This is a genomic window from Neisseria sp. HMSC069H12 (assembly GCF_001812735.1).
GTDB lineage: Bacteria > Pseudomonadota > Gammaproteobacteria > Burkholderiales > Neisseriaceae > Neisseria > Neisseria subflava.
Window position 1 is genome coordinate 20499 of sequence record NZ_KV810260.1, and the last position, 14482, is coordinate 34980.

General features: G+C 49.6%; 10 protein-coding genes and 2 pseudogenes. 3 read left to right on the top strand and 9 right to left on the bottom strand.

What is annotated here, in order from left to right; translation table 11 throughout:
• Positions 1 to 216: 216 nt before the first annotated feature.
• From cls to HMPREF2872_RS04335, 9 genes and pseudogenes are all read right to left on the bottom strand, one after another.
• Positions 217 to 1710, bottom strand: coding sequence for a cardiolipin synthase (cls, locus tag HMPREF2872_RS04300; protein WP_070631447.1), 1494 nt, complete (start codon positions 1708 to 1710; stop codon positions 217 to 219).
• A 145-nt stretch (positions 1711 to 1855) separates the two neighbouring features.
• A complete protein-coding gene (gene hemE, locus HMPREF2872_RS04305; protein WP_070631449.1) occupies positions 1856 to 2917 on the bottom strand; it encodes a uroporphyrinogen decarboxylase in 1062 nt (353 codons plus the stop codon).
• A 134-nt stretch (positions 2918 to 3051) separates the two neighbouring features.
• On the bottom strand, positions 3052 to 4275 hold the full coding sequence (locus HMPREF2872_RS04310) for a heme biosynthesis protein HemY (protein WP_070631451.1): 1224 nt from the start codon (positions 4273 to 4275) through the stop codon (positions 3052 to 3054).
• Positions 4272 to 5543 (bottom strand): uroporphyrinogen-III C-methyltransferase, encoded by a 1272-nt coding sequence (locus HMPREF2872_RS11990; protein WP_283118986.1) that lies wholly within the window; start codon positions 5541 to 5543, stop codon positions 4272 to 4274. The genes HMPREF2872_RS04310 and HMPREF2872_RS11990 overlap by 4 nt, the downstream gene beginning before the upstream one ends.
• A 156-nt stretch (positions 5544 to 5699) precedes the next feature.
• Positions 5700 to 6395: pseudogene (locus HMPREF2872_RS11995) on the bottom strand (uroporphyrinogen-III synthase); the annotation flags it as partial.
• A gap of 71 nt (positions 6396 to 6466) precedes the next feature.
• Positions 6467 to 7243, bottom strand: a complete 777-nt coding sequence (locus tag HMPREF2872_RS04320; RefSeq protein ID WP_049328975.1) for a ferredoxin--NADP reductase — start codon at positions 7241 to 7243, stop codon at positions 6467 to 6469.
• 85 nt (positions 7244 to 7328) lie between these two features.
• Positions 7329 to 9095 carry a lipid A export permease/ATP-binding protein MsbA gene (gene msbA / locus HMPREF2872_RS04325; protein WP_070631454.1) on the bottom strand — a complete coding sequence of 589 codons (1767 nt, stop codon included), beginning with the start codon at positions 9093 to 9095 and terminating at the stop codon, positions 7329 to 7331.
• A 228-nt stretch (positions 9096 to 9323) separates the two neighbouring features.
• Positions 9324 to 10733: a threonine synthase gene (thrC, locus tag HMPREF2872_RS04330; RefSeq protein ID WP_070631456.1), complete on the bottom strand. Its 1410-nt coding sequence runs from the start codon at positions 10731 to 10733 to the stop codon at positions 9324 to 9326.
• A gap of 86 nt (positions 10734 to 10819) precedes the next feature.
• Positions 10820 to 11194, bottom strand: a complete 375-nt coding sequence (locus HMPREF2872_RS04335; protein ID WP_070631458.1) for a hypothetical protein — start codon at positions 11192 to 11194, stop codon at positions 10820 to 10822.
• Positions 11195 to 11345: 151 nt separating this feature from the next.
• Between HMPREF2872_RS04335 and HMPREF2872_RS04340 the strand changes: the two genes are divergently transcribed.
• The 3 genes and pseudogenes from HMPREF2872_RS04340 to HMPREF2872_RS11260 form a co-directional block, all read left to right on the top strand.
• The gene (locus HMPREF2872_RS04340; protein WP_070631460.1) at positions 11346 to 12653 is read left to right on the top strand and encodes a replication-associated recombination protein A; all 1308 of its coding nucleotides are present in this window, start codon (positions 11346 to 11348) and stop codon (positions 12651 to 12653) included.
• 101 nt (positions 12654 to 12754) lie between these two features.
• Positions 12755 to 14056, top strand: coding sequence for a polyamine export protein PaeA (locus tag HMPREF2872_RS04345; protein ID WP_070631463.1), 1302 nt, complete (start codon positions 12755 to 12757; stop codon positions 14054 to 14056).
• A 141-nt stretch (positions 14057 to 14197) separates the two neighbouring features.
• Positions 14198 to 14482 (top strand): annotated as a pseudogene (locus HMPREF2872_RS11260) (hypothetical protein); the annotation flags it as partial.

Sequence of the window (14482 nt, forward strand, 5' to 3'; positions counted from 1 at the left end):
TAATAAAAATCATATATGAGAAATATTATATCCCTAAAAATGATTTTGTCAAATTATTTGTAACCATGCAGTTTGGAATAGGGATAGGTATTGGTTTGTTTGGTTGGTGTAAATGATCGCTTAAGCATCTGATTTAAAATAAAAGAACGATATAATTTTTATATATAAAAAAGGCCGTCTGAAAAGTATTTTTCAGACGGCTTAAATATTTATGTTTTACAGTAAAGGACTCATCAGGCGGACGACATTTTCCACGAGGTCGCGGAGTTTGGAGCGTTGTTGCCATGATTTGATGGCAATGTAGCTGCTGTTTTTAAGGTAGCTGCGTTGGAGGTTGCAGATTTGTTTGGTGGTATCACGATCGTAGATGGCGAGGCTGATTTCTAGGTTGAGGAAGAAACTGCGCATGTCCATGTTGACCGTACCGAAGAGGGAGTAGTCTTCGTCAATAGTCATGGTTTTGGCATGTAGAAGACCGCCTTCAAACATGGCGATTTTGACGCCGGCTTCCAGCAACATAGGGTAGTAGGCGCGTGAGGCGTAGCGAACCATCAGTGAATCGACTTTGGCAGGCAGTATCAGGGTCACTTTGACGCCGCGTTTGGCGGCAACGGTTAATGCCATGAGAAGCGGCTCGTCGGGGACAAAGGAGGGGGTGGTAATCGTGATTTGTTTGGTGGCGGCATAGATGGCGCTGATGATGGTTTCGTAAATAACGAAGCTGCCTTGCTCGGGGGCGGATGGAATGATTTGGGCAACGATATCGCCTTGCTGCATTTTTTCAGGAAGGATTTGGGGCAGCAGGCTTTGGGCTTGGTTGAGGTATGTTTGTACGTTTTGGAGGTTTTCATCGGTTTCGACGGCAAGGTCGGCGAAGAAGACGGCAGACAGTTCCAAAACCATAGGCCCTGTGCAGCGCATCATGACATCGACCCATTCTCCGACGCCGGAGTTTTGTTTGAAATAGCGCGGGTCGACGAGGTTGAAGCTGCCGGTGTAACCGATTTTGCTGTCGATAACGAGGATTTTGCGGTGGTTGCGCAGGTCGGTACGCGTAAATAATGTACGCCAAATGCCGACAGGCAATGAGGTATGTACTTCAATGCCTGCTTGGCGCAGTATCTCTACCCAATCGCTTTCAAAAAAACTCCTGCTGCCGACGGCATCGGCCAGAATGGCGCAGTCAACGCCTCGATCTGCGGCGGCAAGAATTTCATTTAAAATTTCTTCAATGCGGCCTTTGGGTTCGATAATGTAAAAGGCCAGCAGGCAGGAATGGGTTGCGGCGCGTATGTCCGCAAGCATGCTGTCGATGATGGCATCTGTGGTAGAGAGCAGGCTCATGGCGTTGCCTTTGGTTGCACCCAGCCCCGTTCCTTTTTCGGCAACTTTACTGATGCCGTGGTATCGTGATTTGACTTGGTCGGCAATGTCGAGATAGATATCGGCTAGATGGGTGGCGGCAAAGTTGCGGTAGAAGCGGTTCATTTCGCCGGTACGTTTGGCGCGGGCGGTGCCTAGACGAGGCTCTCCAATAAGGATGTAGGCGATGGTTCCGAATACGGGGAAAAGGAATAGGATAATCAGCCAGGCAAAGGTTGAGCCGATGTTTTTTTGTTTGTACAACACGCGCAGCATGCAGACGAGTGCGGCGCAGGTGTGGGCGAAGATGAAAATTTCGGTCCAGGTGATGTCTTTAAAAAAATTCATATTCGGTAGCGGGAGTGGATGTGTTTTTAAGTTTGAAGGTGTCAGCTGATAAGCTTCAGATATTAAGTATATAGAAAAACCGTCTGAAAACAAATTTACACGATAATCGTGTTTCTGTTTTCAGACGGCCTTTGAGTTGCTTTAATTAACGGTGATACTGACGGGACAATTCGTGTACGGTATCGACCAAAATTTTGGCGTGTTCTGGATCGGCGTGTTGGTTGATGCCGTGGCCGAGGTTGAATACATGGCCGCTGCCGTTACCGTAGTCGGCGAGGATGCGTGCGACCTCGGTGCGGATAGATTCCGGTGTGCCGAAGAGGGCAAACGGGTCGAAGTTGCCTTGTAGGGCAACTTGTTCGCCGACGCGACGGCGGGCTTCGCCGATGTTGCAGGTCCAGTCCAAGCCCAATGCATCTGCGCCGATTTCTGCCATGCTTTCCAGCCATAAGCCGCCGCCTTTGGCAAATACGATAACAGGCACGCGGCGACCTTCGCTTTCGCGTTTGAGTCCGGCAACGATTTGTCGGATGTACTTCAGGCTGAATTCTTTAAATGCGGCATCGCTCAACACGCCGCCCCAAGTATCGAAAATTTGTACGGCTTGTGCGCCAGCATCGATTTGGGCGTTGAGGTAGGCGGTAACGGCTTGAGCATTGGTGTCGAGGATTTTATGCAGCAAATCAGGGCGTGAATACATCATGGTTTTGATGGTGCGGAATTCTTTGCTGCTGCCGCCTTCAACCATGTAGCAGGCAAGTGTGAATGGGCTGCCTGAGAAGCCGATCAGCGGAACTCGGCCGTCTAGTGCTTTACGGATGGAAGTTACGGCATCAAAGACGTATTGCAGTTTTTCCATGTCAGGAACTTGCAGTTTTGCAATGTCGACTTCGTGTTGCAAGGCGCGTTCAAATTTCGGGCCTTCGCCTTCGGCAAAATACAGGCCCAAACCCATGGCATCGGGAACGGTCAGAATATCGGAAAACAGAATTGCCGCGTCTAGATCAAAACGTTCTAAAGGTTGGATGGTAACTTCGGTTGCCAACTCGGTGTTTTTGCACAAATCGAGAAAGCTGCCTGCGCGTGCGCGCGTGGCTTTGTATTCAGGCAGATAGCGTCCGGCTTGGCGCATCATCCAGATAGGAGTGTATTCGACAGGCTGTTTGAGCAGGGCGCGGAGGAAAGTGTCGTTTTTCAGAGCAGTCATGGTAGAGAGGCTTTCTGATTTGGTGTGTTGGACAAAGTTCAGACGGCCTTAGATATGTATTGAGGCCGTCTGAAATGATTAAATGGTTGGTTCTGTTTAGATTTCATATTGTCGCTTAATGCGAAATCAGCACATCAATTGGGTTGAGGAAGGGCTGCCGGATGTTCTTCTTCGGCCACGCTTTCCAAAACCAGATTGCGTTGTTCTTGCGCTTTTTGCGGTTGGTCGGTTTCATCAAACACGCGGGCCAAGACCAAATGTGCGGATACGCTGGGTTGCAGGGCGATGCTGGCTTCGAGGTAGCCTTGGGCTTTGCCCCAAAGTTTGCGTCCGTAAGCCAGTTGGCCAAGATACATCAACAGTGGTGCATTGTCGGGTTGTTCCTGCAGCCAAGAGTCTGCCAAGTCGATGGCTTTTTGTTGCTCTCGCTCGCTTAGGAAACGTACGGATTCGACAAATGCTTCCAAGAGCTCAGGCTGACGGGTTTGCGGATAATGGGCTTTAACCCATTTGACCGCCTCGGCATACAAACCCAAACGCTCGTATTTTTCGGCAATCGCGACACACAATTCGCCTGATTTCATGCTTTCAGGAATGTGTTTCAAACAAGCTTTCAGACTGCCTGCATCGGTTGCTTCGCTTAAGAGGCGGCGATATGCCCAATTTTGATACTGTTCGGCTTCGTAATCGTTGATGGCGCCGGCTTTAACCAGTTTTTCTGCTTTTGCCAAGACATCTGCAGCATCGCCATGATCAAAGGCATAACGCAATTGCAGGCGGACTAGGCGGCTTAAGTTGCTATTGATTTTTGCTGCGGCTTCAAGGTTTTGTGCGGCAGTCGGATAATCGCGGCGGCTCAGTGCAGATTCGGCCAGCAAAAGATGACGGGAAAGCTGTTGTTTTTGTGGCAGGTGTTCGATTTCATGCAGGTAGCGGTCGCGCAATTCGAAGTTTTCCATTTGGTCGGCCGCATGCGCGCCCAACATCAAAGCCAGGGTGCGGTTGTCGCCTGCTTCTTTGTTTTGCAAGACTTTGGCGGCTTCTTGTTCGGCTTTTTCAAAACGGCCTTCAAAATATGCCAGACCTGCGCTGTTCAAAGAGGCAGAAGCCTGACGGCCTTTGCGGGCAATGCCGAAGCGTTGCATACGCGCCGGAATATTTAAGAGGCCGAACACGAATTTAATCAGGAAATACAAGACGAATACGCTCAACAGCAGGCCTAAAACAAAGGCATGCAGATTGATACGCAGCATGGTTTGCTCAACCACGACATACACGTTGCCGGTATAAATGCCGGAAGCCAACGCTAAACCGACGGCGGCGGCAAACAGAATGACAATCCAAACGACGGTTTTCATGCTTGCTCTCCTTTAATTTTGGCAGCAGGCTTGGTTTGGTTTTGTGGTTTGGCAGCTTCGGCGGCCGGTTCTTTTTTGTTTTCAGAGGGCAATGCAGGTGCTTCTAAAGATTGAGGAGCGGAAGCGGCCGCCGGTGCGGAAGTTGTGGTTTGCTCGGTAGTTGCAGCCGGAGCGGAAGCGGTTTTCTCGGCAGCTTGGGTTTGTGCAGCTTCTTCGGTCGTCATTTGTATACGCGAACCTTCTTGATAAGCGCGAACGGCGCTCAAGCTGGCTTTCAGGCTGTCGTCTGAAATCATACGGACATCAAGGGCTTTGAGTTCGGCCAACTCTTTCAGCCATGACTGGGTAGCAGGGGATTTGCTGTCGAAGTATTGCTTCACGGTTGCTTCAACGTTGTTCAAATCGCTTTGATACACTTCGCCGTTGTGTTGCAACAGGGCAATGCGCGCATCCAAAAGGCGCAGGCGCAGGTTTTCACGGATGAAGTAGGTTTGATCGGGTGAAATCAACATGGCGTCGTTGCTGTCCAGATGGCGGACTTCAACCAATCCTTTGAGGGTATTGAGGGATTTTTCCCATGTGTTTTCCCACCAAGTTCCTGAATTGGCGGCTTCGACAGGCGCGGCACCCGGTTTCAATACGCCGTCCAAAACCAAAGGCAGGCCTGAAATACCGGTTTCCAAACGGTCGATACTCAAGGCAGTGGCGGAAATATCGACATAAGGACGGTTTTTTAGCGCGGCCAAATCATTGCTGATGGCTTGTTTGACGGGGATAAGCTCAGGCTGTTCAAAACGGCTTAAGCGGCTGTCGATGTGTTCCAATACGCTGACCGCGCCTTGGAGGTTGCCTGACAGCATCAATTGTTGCGAAGCAGTGTTCAACATGGATTCGGCTTCGTTGACCAGCCAGTTGATACGGCCTTTGAGCAGCTCTTGATAAGCTTTCTGCGTTTGCAGGATTTGATCGCTATTGTTTTTTTGACCGTTGTTCAGGCGGTCTAACTCGGCTTGAATAGCGGTTTGGCGGTTGAGGTTGTCTTTTAAAAGGCTGGCGTTTTCAGACTCGCCCAATGCAGCTTTGTCGATTTTTTGGTTGAATTCGAGCTCTTGGTTTTTTAAAACATTTTGGCCCTGTACAAACAGGAATCCGCTCGCGCCCAAGCTAAGCAGTGCCAAGACGGTTGCACCTGCGGCCAAGGCTTTGCCGCCAGATTGTTTGATGATAACAGGGGCGTTGTTTTGTGGGAGATTGTTGGACTCGGGCATGCTCGCCTCCACTCGCTGAGGTTGGGTAGGTTTGATTTGTTCAGACGGCCTTGTGTTTTCAGAACGTTCAGGCACCGGAGCTGCCGTATTGGCAACTTGTTGGGTATCTTTATTGTCTTCGACTGGGTTCACTGCTTGGCTCCTTTGTGGCATGGATGAAAGTGCAGCGGATAAAGAAGTGACGGTTTCTACATGTTTGGCGCCGACAATGCGAAGTGCATCGGCAATACGCGGATGGTGGGTAAAGTATAGCAAGGATTCGAAGAATCGGGAAAATTGCGGCGGAATCTGATGGAAAAATTCGCGCGCGAGCTCGCCGGATGTGACGTAGGCGGCAGCGATGTCTTCAGTTTTAAAGTTCTGCCAATCGATGGCGTGTGGCCGTCTGAAATAGATTTCGGCGATGTCGATTTGGAAACCCAGTTCGGTCAGTTTGTCTGCTAAAAAATCACGGCCGCCATGACCTCGAATGATTAGAACTCGGGCGTTGGGTGGCAGGTTTTTCCAAATAGGCATTCTCAAGACGGCTTCGCTGTCGTTGCCGTCTTCGGGAGAGAATACGGGATAGGGGGAGAATTGCGCCAAAGTATGTTGGCTGGTTTGGCCGACGGTAATGTGTGCTTTGTGGCCGTCTGAAAAGTTCAGATGCGGCGCTGCGGTTTCAATAGCGGTCGGGCTGACCCAAAACACGACGTCGGCTTGCTTGAATTGTTCGGGGAGTTTTTCTTGCGCCGAACGATCCACCTCTATTTCAATCGGACTCAATACCTGAGCCTGCCAACCGGCTGTATGGCAGGTTTGGATATCTTGCTGTGGACGGTTGGACGGACGGATGATGAGTAGAGTAGGCATAATGTGGGATAAATTATTAAGGTTTAGGCCGTCTGAAAGAAGGGTTTCAGACGGCCTGTTGCTAACGTACGTTATTGATCGACGAATGCGCGCTCAATCAGGTAGTCGCCGCGAACGCCGGTTTTCGGAGAAACGGTCAGTCCGAATTCGTCCAAAACGTTGCAGGTGTCTTTCAACATGGCTGGGCTGCCGCACAGCATAGCGCGGTCGTCTTGCGGATTGATTTTAGGCAGGCCGATGTCTTCAAAGAGTTTGCCGCTGCGCATTAAATCGGTCAGACGGCCTTGATGTACATATTCTTCGCGTGAAACGATCGGGTAGTAAATCAGTTTTTCTTTAACCAAGTCGCCCAAGTATTCGTGTTCGGGCAATTCTTTGGTGAAGCGGTCGTAGTATGCCAAGTCTTTTTTGTAGCGTACGCCGTGAACCAAGATAATTTTTTCGAATTGCTCATAAACATCAGGGTCTTTGGTAATACTCAAGAAAGGGGCGATACCGGTACCGGTGCTCAAGAGGTAGAGATGTTTGCCCGGATTCAGGTCGCCGGCAACCAGTGTACCGGTCGGTTTTTTACTGATGAGGACATCGTCGCCGACTTTAAGGTGTTGCAGGCGGCTGGTCAATGGGCCGTCTTGTACTTTGATACTGAAAAATTCCAGATGCTCTTCCCAGTTGGCAGAAGCCACGCTGTATGCGCGCATCAGCGGTTTACCGTCTACCATCAGGCCGACCATGACGAATTGGCCGTTTTCAAAGCGCAAAGACTCGTCACGGGTACAGGTGAAAGTGAAGTAAGCGTCGGTCCAGTGGTGTACGGACAAGACTTTCTGGGTGTTGAATGCTGCCATTGATATTTCCTGTCGGATAAGGCCGTCTGAAAAGAATAGGTAGGGGCGGCCGAGGTTAATAAAAAGAATGGAATATGGTGTTCAGCTACTTGCTTGCCGGTTTGGCTGATTTTTCGCTGAGGCTGTGCAGGTCGGAATAGCGTCCGCCTGCGTTGATCAATTCATGATGAGTGCCTTGTTCGACTACATTGCCTTCGTGCATCACAACGATATTGTCGGCTTTTTCGATGGTTGAAAGTCGGTGGGCAATCACCAATGTGGTACGGTTTTGCATCAGGTTTTCCAATGCGGTTTGTACCAAACGTTCGGATTCATTATCTAATGCGCTGGTGGCTTCGTCCAAAATCAAAATCGGCGCATTTTTCAAAAGCGCACGCGCAATGGCGAGGCGTTGACGTTGGCCGCCGGACAGTTTTAAACCGTTTTCGCCAACTTCAGTGTGCAAACCTTGCGGCATTTTTTGGATAAATTCCCAAGCATTCGCGGCTTTTGCAGCATTGATAATTTCTTCTTCACTGAATTTGTCAGCTTGAGCATAGGCAATGTTTTCAGCAATCGTACCATTAAACAGGATAACGTTTTGGCCGACAAATGCCATGCGGCTGCGCAGGCTTTCGAGTGTATATTCCTTGATGTTGACGCCGCCAATCAAAACCTTGCCTTCATCCGGATTGAGGAAGCGCGGCAACATATTGGCCAGAGTGGTTTTACCGCAGCCTGATGCGCCGACCAATGCAGTCACTTTGCCTTGCGGTACAAGCAGGTTGATGTGGTTCAAGCTGTTGCGTTCGGCTTCAGGATAGCGGTGTACAACATCGCAAAATTCAATATCTCCAGGGTTTGGGCTGAGGATTTGTTTGCCTTCGTTGCTCTCTTCGGGTTGATCCAAAAAGGTAAAGACACTTTCTGCCGCCGCCAAACCGCGTTGCAGGGATTGCATCACGCCGGTCATACGTTTGATGGGGTCAAACATCATGATCATGCTGGATAAAAACGACATAAAATCGCCTGCACTAAATCCTGAAAGCCCTGCTTGGCGTGCCGCTGCGTAAATAATCGCAGCCAGTGCAAACGAAGCCATTAATTGCGTAATGCCGGTACCGGCAGAGCTGGCGGAAACCTGTTTGAGCAGGTTGCGGCGCACATCGTCGGCAATACGGTTGAAGCGGCGATTTTCATAATCTTGACCGCCATAGATTTTCACAACACGTTCACCATTGATGCTTTCTCCCAAAACCTGCATCAGCTGACCGATGTAAATTTGATTGTTGGCAGACAATTTGCGCAAGCGTTTGCTGACCGTTTGGATACATACGGCAACGACCGGCAAAATAATAAAAGTAATCAGGGTCAAACGCCAGTTTAGATAAGTCAACAAGCCCAACAGACCGACCACGCTCACGCCGTCTTTGGCGATCACGGTAATGACGTTAAATCCTGCATCAGTAATTTGGTTGACGTCGTTTAAAATGCGCGACATCAGACGGCCGCCGGTATTGCTGCTGAAATACGAAGTCGGCAGGTGCATCATTTTATTGAACATTTCACCGCGCAAACGCTGCACCAAGTGGCTGGACAGATAAGTCGTACAATATTCGTTAATGAAGTTGAACAGGCCGCGAACGAAAAACAGCGCCACAATTGCCAGCGGCAACCATGACATGCTTTTCATGTTTTTATCGACAAAACCTTCATTAATCAAAGGTTTGAGCAAGTAACCGAAAGCCGGCATCGTACCGGCGACAATCAGCATGGCTACTACGGAGACGATAAACATCTTCCAATAGCTTTTTAAATATCCAAGCAAACGTTTGTACAGCTCCCAGTTGGATGTGGCTTGTGTTGTCTGCATATCAATCCAGATTTAGAGCAAACATGCAATTCTAAACGAAAATATCTGTCATTACAATGTTTGCAATTGAAAGTCGAAAGGAGTTGGTATTGTTTTAACGCCTTGATTTTATAATGAGAACGACTGTGATGCGGTGGGGTCGTTAATAACGCTGCCCACTTCTCAAACACCAGTTGCGGCCGTCTGAAAAAGTTTCAGACGGCCTCTTCAGTCGTCAAAGACAGCCGGTTAAGCCAAAGCTTCCTTAATGATGTCTTTTACTGTCGTTGCGTTATTAGGGACAACACGGACACGTTGCGGCAGGTTTTCCAAGCCTTCCAATGCAGCCGGGCGGGGGATAGCAACTTCGCCGACAGCCTCATGGATGGTGGCTTCAAATTTGGCAGCCAATGCGGTTTCGAGGCAGACGATGGTTTCGCCGGCTTCGCGTACTTCACGCGCTACTTTGATGCCATCGGCTGTATGCGGATCAATCAATTCATGGTCTTGTTCGTAAACCTGTTTGATGGTGGCAAGGCGGTTGGCATGGGTCGATTTGCCGGAAACAAAGCCATATTGTTGATGGACTTTGTTTAAGACAAATTCCAAATTGAAACCTTTGCCGGAGCTTACTTCAGCCCATAAGGTTTTGATTTCGTCTGCATCGCGGTCCATCAGGTCAAACACAAAACGCTCGAAGTTGGAGGCTTTGGAAATGTCCATAGACGGGCTGGAAGTAACGTGAGTGTGTTCGCTGTTGCGCGGGCGGTATGCGCCGGTTTTGAAAAATTCGTCCAATACGTCGTTTTCATTGGTGGCAACAATCAAGCGGTGGATAGGCAGACCCATTTGGCGTGCGATATGGCCGGCGCAGACATTGCCGAAGTTGCCGCTTGGTACGCAGAAGCTGACTTTTTCATCATTGCTCGAAGTGGCATTGAAATAACCGGCAAAGTAATACACGACTTGGGCGACGATACGGCCCCAGTTGATCGAGTTGACTGTGCCGATGTGGTATTTGGCTTTGAACTCGGCATCATTTTGTACGGCTTTGACGATGTCTTGGCAGTCGTCAAACATGCCTTCAACAGCGATGTTGTGGATGTTGGCATCTTGCAGACTGAACATTTGCGCACGTTGGAATGCGCTCATTTTGCCTTCCGGTGACAGCATGAAGACATTGACGCCTTTTTTACTGCGCAGGGCATATTCGGCGGCAGATCCGGTGTCGCCGCTGGTGGCACCCAAGATATTGAGTTCTTTGCCTTCTTTGTTCAATACATATTCAAACGCATTGCCCAAGAATTGCATGGCCATGTCTTTGAATGCCAAAGTCGGGCCATTGGACAGGGCTTGGATTTTGATGCCGTCTGAAAGAGTGCGCACCGGAGTAATGGCTTTGGTACCGAATACTTCTTCGGTGTAGGTGCGGTTGATGATGTCGCGTAAATCATCAGCAGGGATGTCGGTGGCAAACAGGCTCATGACTTCAAACGCCAGCTCAGGATAGCTGAGTGTGCGCCATTGGTCTAAGGTAGCACGGTCGATTTGAGGGTATTGCTCAGGCAGCATCAAACCGCCGTCAGGAGCCAAACCCATCAATAAAACTTCGCTGAATTGCTTACGTGCGGTTGCACCGCGGGTGCTGATGTATTTCATGGTTTCTTCTCTATATATTTAAAATTCAAATAGAAAGTCAAAACGAATTCAGACGGCCTAGATATTAAAAAAGGCCGTCTGAACGATTATTTGTAGAGTCGTTTGAAGCAGGCGGTAACCGTTTTTGCGGTAACGGAAGCAATAGCTTGCTCGCGGGTTGCCGGACTCAATACCTGCATCATTTCGGTTGCAGTCAATTGATTTGGCGCTTCCTCGCTGGCGCAGCCGCAGATTTTATTTTCCCATTCGGCTTGTTTTTCCGCGCTCATGGCCAAAGCAATGACGCGCCATTCGTTACGTTTGTTTAATTCGGTACGGCATTGGCTGTCTACCGCCATTTTCACTACGCTGCTGCCGATACCTGTGCCGCTGCCCAAACCGCCGAAAGATTCGCCGCCGCTAGCGCATGCACCCAATAAGAAAGCTGATGTAACAGCTGCCAAAAGAGTTTTTGAAGTCATGATGTTTCCTGTAAGCAAGGCCGTCTGAAACGCCCGAAGAGTTCTCAAAATAGCATGTATTATACCGTAATGCGGCCTGATATGTGTGTTTGCGAAACTGCCGTATAATGCTAGCGAATTTTCTTTTCAATCAGCCAGCACGGAAGCTACTATGTCCGACCTTTTTGCCCGCCAACCCGAAGCCCCTTTAGCCGAACGCCTGCGCCCGCATTCCCTGGACGATGTCATTGGGCAGCAGCACTTAATCGGCGAAGGCAAACCTTTGCGTGTGGCGGTTGAGGGTGGAAAGCCGCATTCTATGTTGCTGTGGGGGCCACCGGGTGTAGGCAAAACCACGTTGGCGCGGATTTTGGCGCAGAGTTTCAATGCCCAGTTTTTGCCTGTTTCCGCCGTATTCTCCGGCGTGAAAGACATACGCGAGGCAATCGATAAAGCCGAAATCGCTTTGCAACAGGGACGCACGACGATTTTGTTTGTCGATGAAGTCCACCGCTTCAACAAGGCGCAGCAGGACGCGTTTTTGCCCCATGTCGAAAGCGGTTTGCTGACCTTTATCGGCGCGACTACGGAAAATCCGTCGTTCGAAGTCAATCCTGCGCTGTTGAGCCGCGCGCAGGTGTATGTTTTGCAATCCTTATCTTCAGACGACCTCAAGAAACTGATTGCCAAAGTATTGGCTTTGCCCGAATACCGAGATTTCACGATTGAAACCGATGCGCAGGAGCTGCTCGTCAATACCGCCGACGGCGATGCGCGCAGATTGTTGAATCTGTTGGAACAACTTTTACGCGCCGCAGACACACGTCGTCTGAAAACCTTAACTGCCGAATTTCTCGCCGACAGCTTGGGCGCGCAAATCCGCCGTTTCGACAAAGGCGGCGAGAGTTTCTACAACCAAATCTCCGCCCTGCACAAATCCGTGCGCGGTTCGCATCCGAATGCCGCGCTGTATTGGTTCTGCCGTATGCTCGACGGTGGTACCGATCCGCGTTATCTCGCCCGCCGCATTGTCCGTATGGCATGGGAAGACATCGGCTTGGCCGATCCGCGTGCCTTAACGATTGCCAATGATGCCGCCGCTACTTATGAGCGCTTAGGCTCGCCAGAAGGGGAACTCGCTTTGGCTCAAGCCGTGTTGTACCTTGCTGCCGCCGCGAAATCTAATGCAGGCTATAAGGCATACAACCAAATGCGCCGTTTCGTCAAAGAAAATGCCAGCGACGAAGTGCCTGTCCACCTACGCAATGCGCCGACCAAGTTGATGAAAGAGTTGGGTTACGGACGCGAATATCGCTATGCCCATGACGAGCCTAACGCCTACGCCGCTGGCGAAAGCTATATGCCCGACGGCTTGGACGAACCCGATTTCTACCAACCCGTCCCGCGTGGATTGGAAATCAAAATTGGCGAAAAGCTGAAATGGCTGAAATCCTTGGATGAAGATGCGCTGGATGATTAAAACAGTAAATGAACATAATACAAATCTAAGATCAAATTGAGTTTTTCAGACGGCCTTTGCTGTTTGAATATTTTTAACCTATACCATACACACAAATTTTCATGAATATTTTTGAAGCCTTACTATTATTGTGCCTGCTGATTGTTATTAGTGCGTTTGTGTCCTGTTCCGAACTCGCGCTTGCTTCGGCACGCAAAATCAAATTGCAGGTCATGGCAAAAGACGGCGGCGATACGCGTGCGCTTGACGTAATCAATATGCAGCAGCAGCCGGGCAGTTTTATTACCGTTGTCCAAATCGGATTGAACGCCGTCGCTATTCTTGCCGGTATCGTCGGTGAGGCGGCAATACGTCCGTATTTTGGCAAGCTGTTGGAGAATGCAGGCAGTTGGGGCAGCACAGTTGCCTCTTTGCTGACTTTCTCGCTGGTTACAGGCAGCTTTATTTTAATTGCCGACCTGATGCCCAAGCGCATGGCGATGACCCATCCCGAAGCGGTGGCGGTACGCATTGTCCGTCCGATGATGTTTTTGATTTTTATCTTAAAGCCCCTTGTCTGGGTTTTTGACGGGTTGGCAAACGCAATATTCAAACTCTTCAAAATCTCAACCGTCCGTCAGGAGCAGCTGACCTCGGAAGATATTTATGCCGTCGTTGATGCCGGTGCGCAGGCTGGTGTATTGAAAGAACAAGAACACTATCTGATTGAAAATATTTTCGATATGCAGGAGCGTACGGTTACTTCCACCATGAGCACGCGCGAATATATCGTCTATTTTGATAAACATGACGACAGCGATACCGTGTTGGAAATGATGTCCGACAAACCGCACAATAAATTTCTCGTATGCGACGGCGACTTGGAACGTGTCATCGGCTATATCGAATCGCATACGCTGCTAACCTTGTTTTTAAAAGAAAAAGACGTTCGCCTGACCGACAAGCGCGTGTTGCGCAAAGCCTTGTTTATCCCTGATACGTTGTCGCTTTATGATGTATTGGAGACCTTCAAAACTTCCGGTGAAGACTTTGCCGTAGTGGTGAACGAATACGCGCTGGTGGTCGGCGTGGTAACGCTGAAAGACGTGATGAGCATCGTCATGGGCGAGCTAGTCAATACCGAAGAAGAGCCGCAAATCATCCGCCGTACCGAAGACACATGGTTGGTGGACGGGGCCACGCCGCTTACCGATGTTATGCGCGCGCTGGATATTGAAGAGTTTCCCAATTCGGAAAACTACGAAACCATCGCCGGCTTTATGATGTATTCCTTGCGCAAAATCCCGAAACGTACAGATTTTCTGGTTTATGCCGGTTATAAGTTTGAAATTATCGATACTGAAAATTTGAAAATCGACCAGCTTTTGGTTTCCAAACAAGGAAATATGGTGGGAAAAATGTAATAGGCTTTAAAGGAATATTTGTAGTATCAGATGAAAACGGGCAATCTTGAAATAAGTTGCTTGAGACCTTTGCAAAGGTTTCAGGCCGTCTGAAATTCAGACGGCCTTTTGTAAATAGTCGGTTTCGCGCCTATCTTTATTTTGTGCCTCCTGTTCAAAACCGCTCCGCTGTTCCAAAAATGGCTATACTTCGGATTGGCTACCATCTTCTCCAGCGTCTTGCTCGGCGTCATGGCGGAGATTTCCATGGACTTGGTGGGCCACTTATTCGGCGGCGCGGCAGCCGGCAAATTTGTGGCAACCATCATCGGCGAAGGCGGCACTACCGGCATTATGGAAACCGTTACCCAGCAGCTGGGCTTGGGTCTGATGCTCTCTACCCTGCTGATTACCGTACCGCCTATGGCAGGCATGTGGTTTAACGGT